At 75.5% G+C, this 20,221-nt stretch carries 16 protein-coding genes and 1 pseudogene; 11 read left to right on the top strand and 6 right to left on the bottom strand.

What is annotated here, in order from left to right; genetic code table 11:
* The 5 genes from JZ5iCDA_RS07880 to JZ5iCDA_RS07860 all read left to right on the top strand — a co-directional run.
* Positions 1-985 (top strand): PQQ-dependent sugar dehydrogenase (locus JZ5iCDA_RS07880; RefSeq protein WP_069386673.1); only part of this gene is annotated, 985 nt, incomplete at its 5' end.
* Between the two features lie 315 nt (positions 986-1,300).
* Positions 1,301-2,566 (top strand): ubiquitin-like domain-containing protein, encoded by a 1,266-nt coding sequence (locus tag JZ5iCDA_RS07875; protein ID WP_139123019.1) that lies wholly within the window; start codon positions 1,301-1,303, stop codon positions 2,564-2,566.
* A gap of 272 nt (positions 2,567-2,838) precedes the next feature.
* Positions 2,839-4,644 carry a methionine--tRNA ligase gene (gene metG, locus JZ5iCDA_RS07870; RefSeq protein WP_069386672.1) on the top strand — a complete coding sequence of 602 codons (1,806 nt, stop codon included), beginning with the start codon at positions 2,839-2,841 and terminating at the stop codon, positions 4,642-4,644.
* Between the two features lie 3 nt (positions 4,645-4,647).
* Entirely contained in the window at positions 4,648-5,601 is a 954-nt protein-coding gene (locus tag JZ5iCDA_RS07865) for a TatD family hydrolase (RefSeq protein WP_069386671.1), read from the top strand.
* Between the two features lie 147 nt (positions 5,602-5,748).
* Entirely contained in the window at positions 5,749-6,915 is a 1,167-nt protein-coding gene (locus JZ5iCDA_RS07860) for a ubiquitin-like domain-containing protein (RefSeq protein WP_069386670.1), read from the top strand.
* A 42-nt stretch (positions 6,916-6,957) separates the two neighbouring features.
* Here JZ5iCDA_RS07860 and JZ5iCDA_RS07855 read toward each other — a convergent pair whose 3' ends face one another.
* Positions 6,958-7,353, bottom strand: coding sequence for a VOC family protein (locus tag JZ5iCDA_RS07855; RefSeq protein WP_253182006.1), 396 nt, complete (start codon positions 7,351-7,353; stop codon positions 6,958-6,960).
* A gap of 154 nt (positions 7,354-7,507) precedes the next feature.
* Between JZ5iCDA_RS07855 and JZ5iCDA_RS07850 the strand changes: the two genes are divergently transcribed.
* The 4 genes from JZ5iCDA_RS07850 (at position 7,508) to JZ5iCDA_RS07835 (ending at position 12,047) form a co-directional block, all read left to right on the top strand.
* Complete coding sequence (locus JZ5iCDA_RS07850; RefSeq protein WP_083259785.1) at positions 7,508-8,536, top strand: helix-turn-helix transcriptional regulator; 1,029 nt, start codon at positions 7,508-7,510, stop codon at positions 8,534-8,536.
* A gap of 244 nt (positions 8,537-8,780) precedes the next feature.
* Positions 8,781-10,178 carry a resuscitation-promoting factor gene (locus JZ5iCDA_RS19925; RefSeq protein WP_069386667.1) on the top strand — a complete coding sequence of 466 codons (1,398 nt, stop codon included), beginning with the start codon at positions 8,781-8,783 and terminating at the stop codon, positions 10,176-10,178.
* A gap of 37 nt (positions 10,179-10,215) precedes the next feature.
* Positions 10,216-11,115 (top strand): 16S rRNA (adenine(1518)-N(6)/adenine(1519)-N(6))-dimethyltransferase RsmA, encoded by a 900-nt coding sequence (gene rsmA / locus JZ5iCDA_RS07840; RefSeq protein WP_069386666.1) that lies wholly within the window; start codon positions 10,216-10,218, stop codon positions 11,113-11,115.
* Complete coding sequence (locus JZ5iCDA_RS07835; protein ID WP_069386665.1) at positions 11,112-12,047, top strand: 4-(cytidine 5'-diphospho)-2-C-methyl-D-erythritol kinase; 936 nt, start codon at positions 11,112-11,114, stop codon at positions 12,045-12,047. The genes rsmA and JZ5iCDA_RS07835 overlap by 4 nt, the downstream gene beginning before the upstream one ends.
* A gap of 20 nt (positions 12,048-12,067) precedes the next feature.
* On the opposite strand, the gene JZ5iCDA_RS07830 is transcribed toward JZ5iCDA_RS07835, so the two are convergent.
* Positions 12,068-13,105, bottom strand: coding sequence for an acetylxylan esterase (locus JZ5iCDA_RS07830; RefSeq protein ID WP_069386664.1), 1,038 nt, complete (start codon positions 13,103-13,105; stop codon positions 12,068-12,070).
* Between the two features lie 71 nt (positions 13,106-13,176).
* Here JZ5iCDA_RS07830 and JZ5iCDA_RS07825 point away from each other — a divergent pair, with 71 nt between their 5' ends.
* Positions 13,177-15,054 (top strand): ABC-F family ATP-binding cassette domain-containing protein, encoded by a 1,878-nt coding sequence (locus JZ5iCDA_RS07825; RefSeq protein WP_069386663.1) that lies wholly within the window; start codon positions 13,177-13,179, stop codon positions 15,052-15,054.
* A gap of 7 nt (positions 15,055-15,061) precedes the next feature.
* Here the strand turns inward: JZ5iCDA_RS07825 and JZ5iCDA_RS07820 are convergent, their stop codons facing one another.
* From JZ5iCDA_RS07820 to JZ5iCDA_RS07805, 4 genes are all read right to left on the bottom strand, one after another.
* Positions 15,062-16,363, bottom strand: a complete 1,302-nt coding sequence (locus tag JZ5iCDA_RS07820) for an MFS transporter (protein WP_069386662.1) — start codon at positions 16,361-16,363, stop codon at positions 15,062-15,064.
* 46 nt (positions 16,364-16,409) lie between these two features.
* Positions 16,410-16,946 (bottom strand): MarR family winged helix-turn-helix transcriptional regulator, encoded by a 537-nt coding sequence (locus tag JZ5iCDA_RS07815; RefSeq protein ID WP_069386661.1) that lies wholly within the window; start codon positions 16,944-16,946, stop codon positions 16,410-16,412.
* 68 nt (positions 16,947-17,014) lie between these two features.
* Positions 17,015-18,250 (bottom strand): ABC transporter permease, encoded by a 1,236-nt coding sequence (locus JZ5iCDA_RS07810; RefSeq protein ID WP_083259782.1) that lies wholly within the window; start codon positions 18,248-18,250, stop codon positions 17,015-17,017.
* On the bottom strand, positions 18,247-19,224 hold the full coding sequence (locus JZ5iCDA_RS07805; protein ID WP_069386660.1) for an ABC transporter ATP-binding protein: 978 nt from the start codon (positions 19,222-19,224) through the stop codon (positions 18,247-18,249). The genes JZ5iCDA_RS07810 and JZ5iCDA_RS07805 overlap by 4 nt, the downstream gene beginning before the upstream one ends.
* 340 nt (positions 19,225-19,564) lie before the next feature.
* Between JZ5iCDA_RS07805 and JZ5iCDA_RS07800 the strand changes: the two are divergent.
* Positions 19,565-20,221 (top strand): annotated as a pseudogene (locus JZ5iCDA_RS07800) (hypothetical protein); the annotation flags it as partial.

Below are 20,221 nucleotides of genomic sequence, written 5' to 3'. Positions count from 1 at the left end.
GCTGCCCGACGGCACGCTGCTCGTGTCGCTGCGCGACGCGCGCGGGCTCGTCGTCGTCGACCCCGCCACCGGAGCGGTCGAGCCGGTGGGCGGGCCGGGCGCCGACGACCTGCGCGACGGGACCGTCACGGGCGGCGAGGCGGGGCTCCTGGGCGTCGCGGTCGGGCCGCCCGAGGGCGACGCGCCCGGCGAGGTCTTCGTCTACCGCACGGCACCGGACGGCAACGAGGTGCTGCGCGGCACGCTCACGGGCCGCGAGCTGTCCGCGCTGACGCCCGTGGTCGAGGGCATCCCGGCGGCGAGCAACCACGACGGCGGACGCCTCGCGTTCGGCCCGGACGGGTACCTGTACGTGACGACGGGCGACGCGCAGCAGGAGGGCGCGTCGCAGGACCCGGCGTCGCTCGCGGGCAAGATCCTGCGCGTCACCGTCGACGGTGCGCCCGCGCCGGGCAACCCGGACCCCGCGTCGCCCGTGTGGAGCCTCGGGCACCGCAACGTGCAGGGGCTCGGGTGGGACGTGACCGGCCGCATGCTCGCGAGCGAGTTCGGGCAGAACACGGTCGACGAGCTCAACGTCGTCGTGCCCGGCGGCAACTACGGGTGGCCCGACGTCGAGGGCGCGGGCGGCGCGGAGGAGGGGTTCGTCGACCCCGTGGCCACGTGGGCGACGGACGACGCGTCGCCGAGCGGGCTCGCGGTGACGCGCGAGGGCGCGTACCTCGCCGGGCTGCGTGGCGAGGCGCTGTGGCGGGTGCCGTTCGTCACAGCCGACGGCGGGACGTCGCCCGACGCGTTCGGCGCGCCGCAGCGCCTCCTCCCGGACCACGGTCGCCTGCGCGCGGTGCTGGTGGACCCCGCCACGGCGCCGGGCGAGGACGGGAGCGCGGTGCTGTTCGTGCTGACCAACAACACGGACGGGCGCGGCGACCCGCGCGAGGGCGACGACCGGCTGCTGCGCGTCACCGTCACCCCCGCGGGCTGACGGCACCCGCGACGCGGCCCTCCGCGGGCCCGGCCGGGCACACGGTGAGGGGCGACCGACCGCGCCGCCTGCGTTTGGACCTCGATAACGAATCGGTTACGGTCGAGTGTCTCGCGCGGCGACCATCCTGAGTCGGGTGTCGCTCCCCCCGCCCGAGACGAGGCGCCACGTCCGCCCGGGCTCAGCCCGTGGGGCGGTGGGACAGGCGCCGCGGACCGCCGGATCGGCCGGTCGAGCAGAGCGCCCAGAAGCCGGCGCCCGGTGCACGCGCGCCGTCGACCCCGTGCCGGGAACCCCCGAACGACTTGGACCACTGTGCGCAACATCTTCCGCACGGCCGCGCGCGCGGCCGGGAACCCTGTCGAGAACGCCACCGACGCCACCACCCTCGAGACCACCGACACCGCGACGGGACAGACCCGTGCGGCGGCCCGCGCCGGGCGGCGCACCCGCCGCCGCCGTACGGCGCTCGTGGCCGCCGCGACCCTCGCCGCCGTCGCCGGGACCGGCGCCGTCACCTACGGCGAGGCCCGCAAGACCGTCACGCTCGACGTCGACGGCACTGTCACCACCGTCACCACGACCGCCGGCTCCGTGCAGGGCGCGCTCGACGCCGCCGGCGTCGAGATCGACGACCGCGACCTCGTCGCCCCCGAGCCCGACGCCGCCCTGCGCGAGGGCGCGGACGTCGTCGTGCGCCTCGGCAAGGAGGTCACCGTCCAGACCGACGGCGAGCAGAACGACGTCTGGCTCACCGCGCTCGACGCGGACGAGGCCCTGCAGACCCTCGCCGAGCGCGGCGGCGACGTGCGGCTCGTCGCGTCCCGCTCCGGCGAGCGCGCGTCGCTCGACCTCCAGCTCGACGCGGACGGCCCCGTCAACGTCGTCGCCGACGGCCGGACGACCGTCGCGCCCGACGGCAGCGTCGGCGTCGAGCGCCTCCTCGCCGACCGCGGCATCGAGCTCGGCGAGCTCGACCGCGTGAGCGTCCGACGCGACGAGGCCGCCGACCCGGCCGTCTCGCTGGTCGTGCAGCGCGTGACCGTCGAGCGCCAGGAGACGACGGCCCCCGTCCCGCACGCCACCGTCGAGAAGACCGACGGCAACCGCTACGCCGACGACCCCGTCGTCGTCGAGCAGCAGGGCGCCGACGGCGTCACCACCACCGTCTCCGAGGTCACGCTCGTCGACGGCGTCGAGGAGTCGCGGAAGGTCGTGTCCGAGGACGTCACCACCGCGCCCGTCGACCACGTCGTCGTCAAGGGCACCAAGGAGCGCCCGAAGGACCCGCGCGAGCTCGGCCGCCTCATGGCCGCCGAGCGCGGCTGGGGCGGCGACCAGTTCGCGTGCCTCGACAAGCTGTGGACCAAGGAGTCCAACTGGCGCGTGAACGCGGACAACCCGACGTCGAGCGCCTACGGCATCCCGCAGTCCCTCCCCGGCTCCAAGATGGCGAGCAAGGGCGCCGACTGGGCCACCAACCCCGCGACCCAGATCGCGTGGGGCCTGGACTACATCGCCGGCTCCTACGGCACCCCGTGCAGCGCCTGGAGCCACTCGCAGGCCAACAACTGGTACTGAGCCGACCGGCGTCACGACGGGCCCGTGTCCTCTGCGGAGGACGCGGGCCCGTCGTCGTACCGGAGCGACCGCACCAGGCGACCCGACCTCCGAGGACGGGGTGGGGTGGGGTGTCGCGGGTCGTGGGGGGCCTGGCGGGAGCCGCGAGGCACGAGCGGCGGATGGTAGACCCGCGACCCCCCACCCCATCCCGGCCGGAGGTGACGGACGCGTGCGGACCGACGGCGAGACGCACGACGGCCCGGGACGGCGGCCGACTAGGATCGGGCCCCATGACCCACATCCTCTCGGCCGTGGCGTGGCCGTACGCGAACGGCCCGCGCCACATCGGTCACGTCGCAGGTTTCGGTGTCCCGTCGGACGTCTTCAGCCGGCACATGCGGATGGCGGGTCACGACGTGCTGATGGTGTCGGGCACGGACGAGCACGGGACGCCGATCCTCGTGCAGGCGGACAAGGAGGGCGTGAGCCCGCAGGAGCTGGCGGACCGGTACAACCGGGTGATCGTCGAGGACCTGCAGCAGCTGGGCCTGTCGTACGACCTGTTCACGCGGACGACGACGCGCAACCACTACGCCGTGGTGCAGGAGATGTTCCGCACGGTGCACAAGAACGGGTACATGGTCGAGCAGACGACCATGGGCGCGATCTCGCCGTCGACGGGCCGCACGCTGCCGGACCGCTACATCGAGGGCACGTGCCCGATCTGCGGGTACGACGGCGCGCGCGGCGACCAGTGCGACAACTGCGGCAACCAGCTGGATGCGATCGACCTGATCAACCCGAAGAGCCGCATCAACGGCGAGACGCCGAAGTTCGTCGAGTCGAACCACTTCTTCCTGGACCTGCCGGCGTTCGTCGACGCGCTGGGGGACTGGCTGCGCACGCGCACCGCGTGGCGCCCGAACGTGCTGAAGTTCTCGCTGAACCTGCTGGACGACGTGCGTCCGCGCGCGATGACGCGCGACATCGACTGGGGCATCCCGGTCCCGCTGCCCGGGTGGGAGGAGAACTCGAGCAAGCGCCTGTACGTGTGGTTCGACGCGGTGATCGGCTACCTGTCGGCGTCGGTCGAGTGGGCGCGGCGCTCGGGCGACCCGGAGGCGTGGCGCGCGTGGTGGACGGCGCAGGACGGGCAGCCGGCCCCGGCGTCGTACTACTTCATGGGCAAGGACAACATCACGTTCCACTCCCAGATCTGGCCGGCGGAGCTGCTCGGCTACGACGGCCGCGGGAGCAGGGGCGGGGAGCCGGGCCGGTACGGGAACCTGCTGCTGCCGACGGAGGTCGTGTCGAGCGAGTTCCTCAACGTCGAGGGGCAGAAGTTCTCCTCGTCGCGGGGCGTCGTCATCTACGTGCGCGACATGCTCGCGCGCTACCAGCCGGACGCGTTCCGCTACTACGTCGCGTCGGCGGGCCCGGAGAACCAGGACGTCGACTTCACGTGGGCCGACTTCCAGCGGCGCACGAACGACGAGCTCGTCGCGGGCTGGGGCAACCTCGTGAACCGCACGGCGAACCTCGTGCACAAGAACTTCGGCGCGATCCCGGCGCCGACGGAGCGTCAGCCGATCGACGAGGGCGTGCTCGCGACGACGACGACGGCGTTCGGGCGCGTGGGCGAGCTCATCGCGACGCACCGCCAGCGCGCCGCGGTCGCGGAGGCGATGAAGACGGTCGGCGAGGTGAACAAGTACGTGTCCGACACGGAGCCGTGGAAGCTCAAGACGGACCCGGACCGCCTCGCGACGGTGCTGCACACGGTCACGCAGGCCGTGAGCGACCTCAACACGATCCTGTCGCCGTTCCTGCCGCACTCGGCGCAGCAGGTCCACGAGGCGTTCGGCGGCACGGGCACGTTCGCGCCGCAGCCGCGCATCGAGGAGGTCACGGACCTCGACGACGACTCGCGCCACTACCCGGTCATCACGGGCGACTACCGCGCGGACGGCGTCCCGGCGTGGGAGCCGCGTCCGGTCGTGCCGGGGACGCCCGTGGCGAAGCCGACGCCGGTCTTCACGAAGCTCGACGACGCGATCGTCGAGGAGGAGCTCGACCGCCTGCGCGAGTCGGCCTGACCGGTGGCGAAGCAGCGCGAGCGCGGGTGGCCGCCGGACCCGGAGCCGCTTCCCCGCCCGGTCGTCGACAACCACACGCACCTGGACTCGATCGCCCACGTCCTGCCCGACGACGAGCCCGTCCCGACGGTCGCCGAGCACCTGGAGCGCGCGGCCGCCGTCGGGGTGGACCGCGTGGTCCAGGTGGGGTGCGACCTGCCGGCCGTGCGCTGGACCGACGCGCTGCTGCGTGGTGAGGCCGCGGCGTGGGGCGGGCAGCGGGCGGACGACGCCGCGCTGGGCCGGCTGCTCGGCGCCGTCGCGGTCCACCCGAACGAGGCCGTGCTGCACGGCGGCGTGCGGGAGGTCGGCCCGGACGGGCTCGAGCCGGACCCGCGGGAGCACCACGCCGTCTCGCTCGACGACGCGGTCGCCGAGGTCGCGGCCGTCGCGCGCGGCAACGACCGCGTGCGCGCGGTGGGGGAGACGGGCATGGACCTGTTCCGCACGGGTCCGCAGGGCGCGGAGGTCCAGCGCGCGTCGTTCCGCGCGCACGTCGCGCTCGCGAAGGAGCTCGGGCTCGCGCTGCAGATCCACGACCGCGACGCGCACGCGGAGGTCCTCGACGTGCTCGCGCGCGACGGCGCGCCCGAGCGGACGGTGTTCCACTGCTACTCCGGCGACGCGGAGATGGCGCGGTTCTGCGCCGCGCAGGGCTGGTACCTGTCGTTCGCCGGCCCGGTGACGTTCCGGGCGAACGACGAGCTGCGCGCCGCGCTGCGCGAGGTGCCGCTCGGCCAGGTGCTCGTCGAGACGGACGCGCCCTACCTCACGCCGCACCCGTACCGCGGCCGCCCAAACGCGCCGTACGTGCTGCCGTCGACGGTCCGGACGGTCGCGGAGGTGACCGGCACGCCGCTCGAGGTGGTCTGCGAGCGGGTCGCGGCGACGTCCGTCGAGGTCTACGGCACATGGTGAACTCGGCGCGCAGGGCGGTGCGGTGCTTTCGTCCGGGTTCGCCGTTCCGCTACGGTCAGGTCCGTGCGCCGCAGGCCGGCGCCGACCTCGACGTCGCGCCCGGTGCTCTCCGGGCGCCGATCCGCCCGCCCAGGAGGGACGACACGCGTGCTCGCACCTGACGGGACGAGGCGTCGCCGCGCGCTGCGGCTCGTGGCCCAGGGGGTCGTCGTCGTCGGGATCGTGGGGACGACGGGCGCCTTCGCGTCGCTGCACAAGAGCGTGACGCTCGACGTCGACGGCACGCTGCACGACGTGTCCGCCTACGGCCGCACGGTGGCCGAGGTCCTCGACTACCAGGACGTCGCCGTCGCGCCGGAGGACCTCGTCGAGCCGGGCCTGGCCGAGGCCGCGCCCGACGGCGGCACGATCCTCGTGCGCACGAGCCGCGAGCTCGTCGTGGAGATCGACGGCCAGGAGCAGACGGTCGCGACGACGGCCCGGACGGTCGGCGAGCTCCTCGCGTCCCTCGGCCCGCGCGCCGAGGGTGCCGTGACGAACGTGTCGCGCTCCGCCGCGCTCGGGCGCGAGCCGGTCCGCGTCTCCACGCTGAAGACCGTGCACGTCGCGGTGGACGGCGCGGTGCTGCCCATCACGACGTCGGAGTCCACGGTCCGCGGCGTGCTGCAGGCCGCCGGGATCGTGCTCGGCGAGGAGGACGACACCTCCGTGCCCCTCGACGCCGCGGCGGTCGACGAGATGCTCGTCCTCGTGAGCCGCGCGGCGTCGACGTCGGCGACGGTCACGGAGGTGCTGCCGTTCGCGACCCAGGAGGTCGAGGACCCGAACCTGCCCGAGGGCCACCGCGTCGTCACGCAGTCGGGCCGCGTGGGCGAGGCGGTCACGACGTACGCGGTGCAGACGCTCGGCGGCGCGGAGGTGTCCCGCACGGTGCTCACGCGCACGGTGACGGCCGAGCCGCGCGACGAGATCATCACGATCGGCACGATGGACGTGTCGGTGGCCGTGGACCCCGGCTCGGCGCGCGCCGTCGGGCGCTCCCTCGCCGCCCAGCGCGGCTGGGGCGACGACCAGTTCGCGTGCCTCGACAGGCTGTGGACCAAGGAGTCGAACTGGCGCGTGGACGCGGACAACCCGTCGTCGAGCGCGTACGGGATCCCGCAGGCGCTGCCGGGCTCGAAGATGGCGAGCGTCGGCGCGGACTGGCGCACGAACCCGGCCACGCAGATCACGTGGGGCCTCGGCTACATCGAGGGCCGCTACGGCACGCCGTGCTCGGCGTGGTCGCACTCGGTGGCCAAGGGCTGGTACTGAACCGACACCGACCGGGGTCCCGGCGGCGCCCCGCGACGCGCCTCAGCGCGGACCGCGGTCGAGCATCTCGAGGTAGTGCGGGTTCTCCATGATCCCGAGGACGTTGCCGAACGGGTCGACGACGGACGCGGTGACGAACCCCTCGCCGTGACCGCGCTCGACGACGCCCTCGTACTCGGTCGCGCCGAGCTCGAGCAGCCGGGCGAACGCGGCTCGGACGTCGTCGACGTGCCAGTTCGCGATCGCCCCGCCCGGGACGTCGGGCTGCGGGTGCGGCGACCACGCCCGCGCGACGATCCCCAGCTCGTCCAGGCGGTCCCCGACGCGGAACTCCACGTACCCGCCCGGCACCACGTAGTAGGGCTCGACGCCCAGCACCCTCGTGTACCAGGCCGCGGCGGCCTCCAGGTCGTCGGCCCACAGGTTCAGCGTCGCCATCCCTCGCAGCATGGTCGTCCCTCCCGTCCGTCGTCGGCCGCCGGGTGCGGTGCCCGGGCGGCGGCGGCCCTCACCGGGCCGTCCTCCTCGACGCTACGAGCGATCGCGGAACGTGCGGTTCCGCGGGGCGGCCCGGCGGGTGAAGACTGGGAGCGTGCTCGACACGTCGGTGCGTCTCCTGCGGCTGCTCGCCCTGCTGCCGGCGCGCGCGTCGTGGTCCGGGCCCGAGCTCGCGGACCGGCTCGGCGTGACGACCCGCACGGTGCGCAACGACGTCGAGCGCCTGCGGCTCCTCGGGTACCAGGTGCTGTCGGCGCCCGGCGTCGCCGGGGGATACCGGCTGGGCGCCGGGTCCGCGCTGCCGCCCCTGCTGCTCGACGACGACGAGGCGACCGCCGTCGCGCTGTCGCTGCGCGCGGCGACCGGCGGCACCGTCGCGGGCGCGGAGGAGGCGGCGCTGCGCGCGCTGACCAAGCTCGACGCCGTCCTGCCCGCGAGGCTGCGCGCCCGCGCCGACGCGCTCCGCACCGCGGTCGTGAGCGTCCCGGCCGGCGGACCGACGGTCGACCCGCAGGTGCTCGCGGACGTCGCGACGGCGGTGCGCGACCGGGCCGGTCTCCGGCTCGAGTACCGCACGCACGACGGCCGCACGGACCTGCGTGCCGTGGAGCCCCACCGTCTCGTCCACGTCGGGCGGCGGTGGTACCTGCTCGGCTTCGACACCGGGCGCGACGACTGGCGCACGTTCCGGGTGGACCGGCTGCGGCTGCGCACGCCCGGCGGGCCGCGGTTCGTCCCGCGCGAGGTGCCGGGCGGCGACGCGGTCGCCCACGTCCTGCGCGGCGTCGGCTCCGTGGTGTGGGACCAGCCCGCGCGCGTGCGCCTGCACGCTCCCGCGGCCACGATGGCGGTCCGCCTGACCCCCGCGGCCGGGGTGCTCACGGACGACGGCCCGGACGCGTGCGTGCTGGAGACGGGAGGGTCCTCGCTCGCGAACCTCGCCGGTTTCCTGCTCAGCCTGGAGGTGGAGCTGACGGTGCTCGACCCGCCCGCGCTGCGCGCGGCCCTCGCCCGTGCGGCGGGGCGCGCGGCGCGGGCGTCGGGCGAGGTGCGCGAGGGTGAAGAGGCCGTGGAGAGCGGCACGACATTCGCGCCGAAAAGCGGACAGAACCGCCCATCGTAGCGTCGCCACGGTTGGTCTTCGATAACGGATCGGTTACGGTCGAACGTCGCTGGTGCGCGGACGGTGCCGTCGCGAGCCCTCCTCGAGGGCCTCGTCGGTCCCTCTCCGCACGGGCGACGCGTCACCGTCGGGCCCTGGGGAAGGGGTGTCGCGGAGGCGCCGGCAGCCGGATCGGCCGCTCGAACCCGCGTCGTGCACCTCGGTGCGCGGCACGGGGGCGCAAACCCTGCGCCGTCGGGCCGCCGTGCCCGGGAAGCACGACGACTGGACCCGAGTGAAGAACCCCTTCCACCGGACCGCGCACGCGGCCGGCGCGCCCGAGAGCGACGCCACCACCCAGAACCTCCATCTCACCGACCCCGCCGCCGAGGGCCCCACGAGCCCCGCGGCCACCACGACGGCGCACCGTCGCCGCCGCTGGCCCCTCGTGGCCGGCTCGACCGCCGTCGTCCTCCTCGCGACCGGTGCCGTCGCCTACGGCAGCGCGCGCAAGACCGTCGAGCTCGACGTCGACGGCCAGATCACCACCGTCACGACCTTCGCCGGGTCCGTCGACGGCCTGCTCGAGGAGCAGGGCGTGGACGTGGGCGAGCGCGACCAGGTCGTCCCCGACGTCGACGCCGCGCTGCGCGGCGGGAGCGACGTCGTCGTGCGCTTCGGGCGCGAGGTGCCCGTGCAGGTCGACGGCTCGCAGTCCTCCGTCTGGCTCACCGCGCTCGACGCGGAGGAGGCCCTGACGACCCTCGCCTCGCGCGGCAGCGACGTGCGCCTCGTGGCGTCGCGCTCCGGCGAGCGCGCCTCCCTGCCGATCCGCCTCGACGCGGACGGCCCCGTGAACGTCGTGGCCGACGGCGAGACGCAGGTCGCGCCCGACGGCAGCATCGGCATCGACGCGATCCTCGACCAGCAGGGCGTGGAGCTCGGCGAGCTCGACCGCGTGCACGTCGCCAAGACCGACGAGGCCGCGCCGGCCGACGCCGCGGCGGGCTCCGAGGCCGGCTCGGCCGACGAGGCGGACGAGGCCGAGGTCTCGCTCGTCGTCCAGCGCGTGAAGGTCGAGGAGGTGCCGACGACCGCGCCGGTGCCGTTCGAGACCGTCACCGAGGAGGACCCGGAGCGCTTCGAGGACCTCGAGCAGGTCGTCAAGCAGGAGGGCGTCGAGGGCGTCCACACGACGGTCCACCGCGTCACGACCGTGGACGGCGTGGAGGAGTCCCGCGAGCTCGTCTCCGACGGCGTCACGACGCCGCCGGTGCCGAAGATCCTCGTGCAGGGCACCAAGGAGCGTCCGGAGCCCGAGCCCGAGCCGGCCCCCGCGGCGCAGCCGCGCTCGTCGTCCTCGTCCGGCTCGTCGAGCGGCGCGTCCGCTCCCGCCCCCGCCCCGGCGGACCTCGGCTCGGCGCCTCCCGGCGTGTGGGCCCAGCTCGCGCAGTGCGAGTCCGGCGGCAACCCCGCGACGAACACGGGCAACGGCTACTACGGCCTGTACCAGTTCTCGCTGCCGACGTGGCGCGCGATGGGCGGCAGCGGCCTCCCGTCCGAGGCCTCCGCGGCCGAGCAGACGCAGCGCGCCCAGGCGCTCCAGGCCCAGTCGGGCTGGGGCCAGTGGCCCGCGTGCGCCCGCAAGCTCGGTCTGCTCTGAGCCGACCGGGGAGGGGGAGTCGGTAGGCTCTTCCCCCATGAACGACACCCGAGGCGCCCTGCTGGGTCCGGCCGAGATCCGCGACCTGGCAGGGCGCCTCGGCGTGCGCCCGACGAAGACGCTCGGGCAGAACTTCGTGCACGACGGCGGCACCGTCCGCAAGATCGTGCGCGCCGCCGACGTGCAGCCCGGGCAGCGTGTCGTCGAGGTCGGTCCCGGCCTCGGCTCCCTCACGCTCGGCCTGCTCGAGGCGGGCGCGAGCGTCGTCGCGGTCGAGATCGACCCCGTCCTGGCACGCCGGCTCCCGACGACGGTCGCCGAGCACGTCCCGGACCTCGGCGACCGGCTCGAGGTCGTCGGCGCCGACGCGCTCGAGGTGACGTCGCTGCCGGGCGAGCCGCCCACCGCGCTCGTCGCGAACCTGCCGTACAACGTCGCGGTGCCCGTCCTCCTGACGTTCCTCGAGCGCTTCGACTCGCTCGAGCGGGTCCTCGTCATGGTCCAGGCCGAGGTCGCCGACCGGCTCGCCGCCGAGCCGGGCAGCCGCACCTACGGCGTGCCCTCGGTCAAGGCCGCCTGGTACGCCTCCGCGCGCCGCGCGGGGACCATCGGCCGCGCCGTGTTCTGGCCCGTGCCCAACGTCGACTCGGCGCTCGTCGCCCTCGAGCGGCGCGACCCGCCCGTGACGACCGCGACGCGCGAGCAGGTGTTCGCGGTCGTCGACGCCGCGTTCGCGCAGCGCCGCAAGATGCTGCGGTCCGCTCTCGCCGGGATCGCCGGGTCCGCGGCCGCGGCCGCCGCCGCGCTGGAGGCGGCGGGCGTGGACCCGCAGGCCCGGGGCGAGACGCTCGACGTCGCGGCGTTCGCGCGCGTCGCCGAGCACCTGGACGTCTCCCCGCGCGCCCGCGGAGCGCGACCTGGCACAGTGGACGCGTGAGCTCCCACCTCGCCGCCGCGCCGGAGCCGTTCGTGCGGGTGCGCGCACCCGGGAAGGTCAACCTCTCGCTCCGCGTCGGGCCGCTGCAGGACGACGGCTACCACCCGCTCGTGACCGTGTTCCAGGCGGTCGGGCTGAGCGAGGAGGTCATCGCCCACCAGGTCCCGCCGGGCTCGGGCATCTCGCTCACGGTCGAGGGCCTGCAGTCCGACCTCGTGCCGACGGACGCGACGAACCTCGCCTGGCGCGCGGCCGAGGCGCTCGCGCGGCACGTCGGCCTCGACCCGGACGTGCGGCTGCAGGTCATCAAGGGCGTGCCCGTCGCGGGCGGCATGGCGGGCGGGTCGGCGGACGCCGCCGCGACGCTCGTCGCGTGCGACACGCTGTGGGAGACGGGGCTGCCGCGCGCCGAGCTCGCGCGCATCGCGTCCGGTCTCGGGGCCGACGTCGCGTTCGGGCTGGTCGGGCACACCGCCGTCGGCACGGGGCGCGGCGACGTGCTCACGTCCGCGATGACGCGCGGCGAGTTCCACTGGGTGTTCGCCGTGCAGGCGCAGGGCCTGTCGACGCCGGAGGTGTACCGCACGTTCGACGAGACGGTCGGCGGCACGGAGCCCGGGCTGGGCGACGACACCGCGCTCATGCAGGCGCTGCGGGCCGGCGACGCGGTGGGCCTGGGACGCGCCCTGCACAACGATCTCGAGGCGCCGGCCCTCGCGCTGCGCCCCGAGCTCGAGCGCACCCTCGCCGTCGCGCGCGAGGCCGACGCGCTCGGGGCGATCGTGTCCGGCTCCGGACCGACCGTCGCCGCGCTCGCGCGCAGCCGCCAGCACGCGCTCACCATCGCGGCCGCGTGGACCGCCGCCGACGCGTGCGACACGGTGTGGTGCACGACGGCCCCCGCGGCCGGGGCACGCGTCGTCGCGCACTGAGGCTCGCCGCGCCCCGGCCGTCAGGCGCCGAGGTGCGCGCGCAGCCACGCGCGCTGGCGCGGGAAGCGGTACGCCTGCCCGCCCTCGTGGTCGTTGAAGCGGTAGACGTCGATCTCCCGCTCGACGGGAGCGCCGTCCGCCGGGGCCGCCGACGCGCCCCAGGCGTTGTACGCGGCGTACACCGTCGAGGGCGGGCAGGTGGCGTCCATGAGCGCGACGGAGAACAGCGCCGGCGCGGTGGCGCGCCGGGCGAGGAGAGCCACGTCGACGTACGACAGCGTGCGGAACACCGTCTCCTCCGCGTCGCGGTGCACCGCGAGGTAGCGCCGGACCTCGCCGTACGGGTCGCGGTCGGTGGTCTCGACCGCGCGGCGGTAGTGGGAGAGGAAGGGCACGTCGGGCATCGCCGCGACGGGGCCGTCGGCCAGGGCCGCGACGGCGATCGCGATGCCGCCGCCCTGGCTGATCCCGGTGACCGCGACGCGCGCGGGGTCGAGCCCGGGCAGCGCGCGCACGGCGTCCACGGCACGGACGCCGTCGGTGAGGACGCGGCGGTAGTAGTGGTCGTGCGGGTCCTCGATGCCGCGCGTCATGAAGCCGGGCGTCGCCGGGCCCGCGCCGACGGGGTCCGGCGTGCTGCCGCCGCTGCCCCAGCCGCTGCCCTGGCCGCGGGTGTCGACGACGAGGTGGGCGAACCCGGCGCTCGCCCACGCGAGGCGCTCGTGCGGCAGGCCGCGCCCGCCGCCGTAGCCGAGGAACTCGACGACGACCGGCAGGGGAGCGGTCTCGCCGGCGTCGGCCGCGCGCGCGGCACCGGCGGGCCGCACGAGCCAGGCCCGGACCGGGTGCCCGCCGAACCCCGGGAACGTCACGTCGTCGACGGCGACGAGGTCCAGGCCGGCGTCGACGCGCTCGACCCGCACGGCCTGCGCCAGGTCGCCGCCCGCCTCCCGCGCCCCGGCGAGCGTGGACGCCCAGAACGCGTCGAGGTCGTCCGGCTCCTCGACCGCGGGGGAGTAGGTCTCGAGCTCGGCGAGCGGCAGGTCGTAGAGCGGCACGGCAGGACCCTACCGGCGACCCGACCGGCCGCGTTTCCCGCCCGCGGCGGGCGGCGCCTAGGCTCGACGGCGTGGCTCACCTCCTCGGCGCGGACGGCATCTCGCTGACCGTCGGCACCCGCACCCTGCTCGACGACGTCTCCCTCGGCCTCGACGACGGCGACCGCGTCGGCATCGTCGGTCCCAACGGGGCCGGGAAGTCGACGCTGCTGCGCCTGCTCGCGGGCACGCAGTCGCCCGACGCCGGACGGGTCACGCGCGTCGGCGGGCTGCGCCCGGGGATGCTTGACCAGCGCGACGACGCCGGCACGGGCGCGACGATCCGGGACCTCGTGCACGGCGACGCCGCGACGCACGCGTGGGCGTCCGACGCGGGGGTGCGCGCGGTCCACGACGGCCTGCTCGCCGACCTCGACCTCGACGCGCCCGCGAGCACGCTCTCCGGCGGGCAGCGGCGCCGCGTGGCGCTCGCGGCGCTCCTCGTCGCGGACCACGACGTGCTGTTCCTCGACGAGCCGACCAACCACCTCGACGTCGAGGGCGTCGCGTGGCTCGCCGAGCACCTGCAGGGCCGCTTCGCGCGTCCGGGCGCGCGCGGTGCGCTCGTCGTCGTGACGCACGACCGGTGGTTCCTCGACGCCGTGTGCTCGCGCATGTGGGAGGTGCGCGGCGACGGCTCGGGACAGGTCGAGGGCTACGAGGGCGGGTACGCGGCGTACGTGCTCGCGCGTGCCGAGCGGGCCCGCACGGCCGCCGTCGCGGCCGAGAAGCGCGACAACCTGCTGCGCAAGGAGCTCGCGTGGCTGCGCCGCGGCGCGCCCGCGCGCACGAGCAAGCCGAAGTTCCGGCTCGACGCCGCGGCCGCGCTCATCGCCGACGTCCCGCCGCCGCGCGACTCGCTCGAGCTGACGCGCACGGCCACCAAGCGGCTCGGCAAGGACGTCCTCGACCTCGAGGACGTCACGGTCGCGGTCCCCGCCCGCGGGCCGGCGGCGCAGGACGGCACGGCACCCGGGGCCGACGCGCGGCGCGTCCTGCTCGACGACGTCACCTGGCGTCTCGGGCCGGGGGACCGGTACGGCGTCGTCGGCGTCAACGGCGCGGGCAAGACGACGCTCCTCGCGCTCCTCGCGGGACGGCGCGAGCCCGACTCCGGCCGGGTCAAGCGCGGCAAGACCGTGCACGTCGCGGAGCTGTCGCAGGACGTCGGCGAGCTCGACGACATCGCCGGCCGGCGCGTCGTCCAGGTGATCGAGGACGAGAAGCGGTCGGTCGTCGTGGACGGCAAGGAGCTCACCGCGTCGCAGCTCGTCGAGCGGCTCGGCTTCACGCGCGAGCGCGCGCAGACGCTCGTGCGCGACCTGTCCGGCGGCGAGCGCCGACGGCTGCAGCTCCTGCGCCTGCTCGTCGCCGAGCCCAACGTGCTGCTCCTCGACGAGCCGACGAACGACCTCGACACCGACACGCTCGCCGCGCTCGAGGACCTGCTCGACGGCTGGCCCGGGACGCTCGTCGTCGTCTCGCACGACCGCTACCTGCTCGAGCGAGTCGCGGACCGTCAGGTCGCGCTGCTCGGCGACGGCCAGGTCCGCGACCTGCCGGGCGGCGTCGAGCAGTACCTCGAGCTGCGACGGGCGGCGATCGCGAGCGGCGAGCGGCCCGCGGCGGTGAGCGTGCCCGCCGCCCCGGCCGGCGACGCGGCGGCCGAGGAGGCCGCCGGCTCCGCGCCGAGCGCGGCCGAGGTCCGCGCGGCCAAGAAGGAGATCAACCGGATCGAGCGGCGCCTGAGCAAGATCGCGGAGCTCGAGGCCCGGCTGCACGAGAAGATCGCCGCCCGGGCGACCGACTTCGCGGCCGTGGCGGAGCTCGACGGCGAGCTGCGGACGCTCGCGGCCGAGAAGGACGAGCTCGAGGCGGCCTGGCTGGAGGCGGCGGAGATCGCGGGCTGACGCTCGGTCAGCGCCTCCGGGGACCCGTGAGCACGACGCCCACGACGGCCATGACCGCGAGGCCCCCGAGCACGACGGCGACCGGCGCCGTCCACGTGCCCGTCGCCGTCTGGAGCGCGCCGGACGCCGTCGGCGCGACGGCCGCGAAGCAGTAGCCCACCGACTGGACCGTGGCGGACGCCTGGCGCCCGCGGCGCACCGTCGGGAACCGCTGCGCGACGAGCGTGAAGACCACGACGAAGTTCGCCGCCTGGGCGACGCCCGCGGCCGACGCCCAGACGGCCCACGCCCCGGGCGCCAGGAGCAGCCCGGCCGGCAGCAGGAGCCACAGCACGGCGATGCCGGCGAACGTCGTGCGCAGCGACAGCCGCCGGAGGGCGAGCGGCACCGCGAGCCCGCCGACGATGGCGAACCCCTGGAACAGCGACGCCGCGCCGCCCGCGGCGCTGCGCGGGATGTCCGCGAGGTCCTCGAGGACGAGCGGCAGCCAGGCGGTCAGGGCGTAGAAGCTCGACGACTGCAGCGCGAACATCGCGCACAGCGCCCAGGTGAACGGCGTCGCGAGGACGTGGCGCTCCCGGCGCGCGGCGGCCTCCGGCTCGGTGCCCGTCACGCCCTGGGCCATGCCCTCGGCGAGCGCGTCCGGGGCGTCGGCGCCCGCGAGGCGCCCGGTGGTCCGGGCAAGGTCGACGGGCGGTGCGATGGCCGGTTCCCGCGGGACGGCGCGCCACCACCACACCAGCGCGACGACGGCGAGCACGCCCAACGACGCGAGCGCCCAGCGCCATCCCACGGCGTCGGCGAGCGGGGCGGTGAGCGCGGTCGTCGCGACCGTGCCGACGTTGATGGCCGCCGTGTACAGGCCCGTCACGGTGCTCACTTGCCCGGGGAAGTCGCGCTGGGCGATCATCGGGACGGCGAGGTTCGCCGTCGTGATGCCGAGACCGACGAGGACGGTCCCCGCGAACGTGGCGCCGTGGCCGACCGCGGCGACGCCGGACAGGTCCAGCGAGCGCACCACCGTCCCCGCGAGGATCAGCGCGAGGGCCACCGCGATCGCGGTGCGCAGCGACGAGCGGCCGAGGATGCCGGCGACGGCCGGCGTGGCGAGGGCGAAGCACAGCACCGGGATCCCGGTGAGGAGCCCGGCCGCGGCCGCCGTGAGGTCGAGCTCGGCCGCGACGTCCGCGACCACGGGCGGGACGGCGGTCAGCGGCGCGCGCAGGTTGACGGCCACGAGCAGCACCGCGACGAGGAGCACGCCGTCGATCCCGCCGCGGAAGGGGCTCGGACGGCGGGGGGCGGTCATGCGGGGTGGCCTCCGGGCGTCGGGTCGGTCGCGCGGGCGCGCCCGGTCAGTCGTCGAACTGCCCCACCACCGTACGCAGGAGCGCGGCGAGCGCGGGGCGTTCCCCCGGCTCGAGCGCGTCGAGGATGCGCGACTCGACTGCGAGCAGGTCGGTCATCGCCGTGTCGACGCGCTCGAGGCCGTCCGGCGTGAGCTCGACGAGGACGCCGCGACGGTCGTCGGGCGACCGGCGGCGCACCACGAGGCCGCGCGACTCGAGCCGGTCGATGCGGTTGGTCATGGTCCCGCTCGTGACGAGGGTCTGCGTGACGAGCGCACCGGGGGAGAGGCGGTACGGCTCGCCGGCCCGGCGCAGCGCGGAGAGCACGTCGAACTCCCACGTCTCCAGGTGCCCGCGCGCGAACGCCGTCCTGCGCGCCCGGTCGAGGTGGCGCGCGAGCCGGTCGACGCGCGAGAAGACCGTCAGCGGCTCGAGGTCGAGGTCGGGCCGCTCGTGCTGCCAGGCCGCGACGATGCGGTCGACCTCGTCCGGTCGCTCGTCCGGGCCCTCGGCCGGGCGTCCGGCGTCGTCGTGCAGCTCCATGACGCGAGGGTACTCGACTGTCTCGACGTCAAGAGTCTTGACGGGGTCGCGCGGCCGCCCCGGCGCGGTCAGCCCGCGCGCAGCGCGTCCGCGAGCCTGACGCGCGCGCCCGTGCGCAGCACCGCGTTCGAGTAGATCTTCGCGGCGAGCCACACGAGCACCGGGATCAGCGCCACGGACAGGCCGAGCGCCAGCAGGGCCTCCCAGGTCTCGGCGCTGCCGAGCGCGATCCGCACCGGCATGAGCAGCGGCGAGCACAGCGGCACGTACGACAGCCACACGACGAGCGGGTTGTCCGGCGCCCACGGCGCCACGGAGACCCCGACGATGTACGGCACGATCATGAGGAACGTGACGGGCGTGGTCACGGCGCCGACGTCCTCCTGGCGCGAGACGAGCGCCCCGAGACCCGCCATGAGCAGCGCGTAGCTGACGAAGCCGACGACGAACCACACGAGGGCCCACGCCGCGGCCGTGCCGAGGTCGATCGTGCCCGTGTCCACCAGGCCGAACCCGAGCGCCGTCCCGACGCCCGCCGCGACGACGAGCGCGACCTGCCCGAGCCCGACGAGGCCGATCCCCAGGACCTTGCCCGCCATGAGCTGCCACGGCCGCACGGTCGCGAGCAGCAGCTCGACGACGCGGCTCGTCTTCTCCTCGACGACGCCCTGGGCGATGAGCTGGCCGCTGATCATGATCGCCATGAACAGCAGGATCCCGGTGACGAGGCCCGTGACGTAGCGGGCCGGCTCGAACTCGCTCGGCTCGCCGATCGTGCGGACCGTCGGCTGCGCGGTCGCCATCTCGGACGACACCGCGGCCGGGTCGCCGCCGAGCTCGCTCACGGCGCCGGCCAGCGCGGTCTGCTGCGCGAGCGTCGTGAGGACGGGGGTGAGGGCGTCGCCGAGCTCGGACTCGACGACGACGGCCCAGTCCTCGGGCGTCCCGGTGACGAGCGCGTCGAGGTCCCCGTCGCGCACCTGCTGCTCGCCGGCGGCCTCGTCGTCGACGTCGACGGTCTCGACCGGCGTCCCGAGCGCCTCACCCGTGGACGTCACGGCCTCGGCGAGCGTGGCGGTGCCCGCGGTGAGGCCGACGCGCTGCGCGGTCGGGCCGGACGACGTCGCGAGGTTGAGCACGACGCCGCCGAGCACGACGGCCGCGACGAGCAGCACCGTGAGCCACACGAACGACTTCGAGCGCACGCGCGTCGTGATCTCCCGGCCCGCGACGAGGCGGATCGCCGCCCAGGACGAGAGCTCCGTCGCGCCCTGGTCGACGGCGGTCGGTCGGGTCGTGCTCATGCCGGCACCTCGTCCTTCGTCTCGGTCAGGTCCGCGGCCCCGTCCGCGGCGGGCGAGCTCACCACGTCCCGGTACAGCTCCGTGAGCGACGGCCGCACGACGGCGAACTCGCGCACGGCCCCTGCGGCCAGCGCCGCGCGCAGCACGGCCTGCTCGCCGCCGGGCTCGCTGCCGGGCGAGCCGTCGGGGCGGGGCCCCGGGGCGAGCTCCACGACGGTGCGCGAGTCCTCGAGGCTCACGGCGCGGGCGCCGGGCACCGCGCCGATCCACGAGGCGCCCGGTGCGCCGTCGACGACCCAGCGCTCCGTCTCGGTCCGTCGCAGCTCGTCGATCGTGCCGAGGGCGACCATGGCGCCGTCCTTGATGATCCCCACCCGGTCGCACAGCCGCTCGACGAGGTCGAGCTGGTGGGAGGAGAAGACCACGGGGACCCCGGCGTCGGCGCGGTCGCGCAGCACGTCGCTCATGACGTCCACCGCGACCGGGTCGAGGCCGGAGAACGGCTCGTCGAGGACCAGCGCGTCGGGGTCGTGGGTCAGCGCGGCGGCGAGCTGGACGCGCTGCTGGTTGCCGAGCGAGAGCTTCTGCACCTCGTCGCCGCGGCGCGAGGCGACCCCGAGGGTGTCCGTCCAGCGCGTCATCGCGTCGCGCGCGGCCCCGGCGGAGAGCCCGTGCAGCCGCGCGAGGTACGTCAGCTGGTCGGCGACGCGCATCCGGGGGTACAGGCCGCGCTCCTCGGGCATGTAGCCGATGCGCCGCCGGGCGTCGGGCCCGATCGGGCGCCCGTCCCAGCGGACCTCGCCGCCGTCCGCGGCGAGCACGCCGAGCACGATGCGCATGGTCGTCGTCTTCCCGGCGCCGTTGGAGCCGACGAAGCCGAAGATCTCCCCGGCGCGCACGTCGAACGTCGTGCCTCGCAGCGCGCGGACGGCGCCGTAGGACTTGGTCAGCGAGTCGATCTCGAGAGTCGCCATGGCACCACCGAACCACGGGCCGCCGGCGGCAGGGAGGGACAGATGTCATGTCTGTCCGAGGTGGTCCGCACGTCCGTCTCGCCCCTCGTGGTGGGCGGCGAGCGGGTGGTCGAGCACCGACACGGGTGAAAGGCCGGGTGAACCGGACCGTGCCCTGCGCGCCGCCTCGTGGCGCTGGCCTGCGAGAACGCGGGCGGGCGGCCGATCGAGCCAGTTGGACGACCGTCCAGTTGCTTCCTAGGGTGAGGCGACCACCCGTTCTCGTACGGCCTGCTCGGTCCCTCTTGGCGGAGCGCGAACCGAGCAGGCCCTCCCTTTCCAGGAAGGTCCTCACCGTCCCATGAGCACGGCGACGGGGGCAACACTCGGTGCTGCCCTCCTCCTTGTCCTGTCCACGTCCCCCGCGACGGCGAGCGAGCCCGAGCGGAGCACGCCCTACGCCGTCCTCCCCGCGGGCCTGCAGCTCCCGGAGGGCGACGCCTTCACCGACGGCAGGCACGTCAACATCCAGTACACGGCCGGCGGCACGTCGCACGGCGCCGGGATCCACTTCGAGAGCGTCAACGGACAGGCGTCGGGCGTGTACGTCGGCGCGTCGTACCTGCCGTGGAGCGCCCTCATCGAGGAGAGCGAGTACTGCATCACGTGGGTCCAGGTGGGCCACTACCACGAGCACTTCGGCGAGGGAGGGGAGGAGCCGGTGTGCTCCGAGGGCTCCACCCCGCCCGCGCCGCCGCCCCCGCCCGCAACCGTCACGCCTGCTCCCGAGCCCGTGGTGCCCACCGACCCGGCTCCGCCGACCGGTCCCGAGGTGCCGTCCGAGCCCGAGCGGCAGCCCGAGCCTGCGGGGCCGGACGAGCCGGAGGCGCCGGCGCAGGGCGTCGAGCCTGCCGACCCGTCCGGGTCCGTCACGTCCGGGGGATCGGCGGAGGGGTCCGGACGGGCCGGCGACGCGGGCGACGTGCTCGCCGGCGCGGAGCCCGCCGGGACCGGCGAC

The organism is Cellulosimicrobium cellulans (assembly GCF_001722485.1).
GTDB lineage: Bacteria > Actinomycetota > Actinomycetes > Actinomycetales > Cellulomonadaceae > Cellulosimicrobium > Cellulosimicrobium cellulans_A.
This window is presented reverse-complemented; position numbering and strand designations above follow the sequence as displayed.

Coding starts and splice junctions, on each gene's coding strand:
- JZ5iCDA_RS07815 (WP_069386661.1), bottom strand. CDS start 16,946: ATGGAGCTGCACGACGACGCCGGACGCCCGGCCGAGGGCCCGGACGAG.
- metG (WP_069386672.1), top strand. CDS start 2,839: ATGACCCACATCCTCTCGGCCGTGGCGTGGCCGTACGCGAACGGCCCG.
- JZ5iCDA_RS07810 (WP_083259782.1), bottom strand. CDS start 18,250: ATGAGCACGACCCGACCGACCGCCGTCGACCAGGGCGCGACGGAGCTC.
- JZ5iCDA_RS07820 (WP_069386662.1), bottom strand. CDS start 16,363: ATGACCGCCCCCCGCCGTCCGAGCCCCTTCCGCGGCGGGATCGACGGC.
- rsmA (WP_069386666.1), top strand. CDS start 10,216: ATGAACGACACCCGAGGCGCCCTGCTGGGTCCGGCCGAGATCCGCGAC.
- JZ5iCDA_RS07805 (WP_069386660.1), bottom strand. CDS start 19,224: ATGGCGACTCTCGAGATCGACTCGCTGACCAAGTCCTACGGCGCCGTC.
- JZ5iCDA_RS07855 (WP_253182006.1), bottom strand. CDS start 7,353: ATGGCGACGCTGAACCTGTGGGCCGACGACCTGGAGGCCGCCGCGGCC.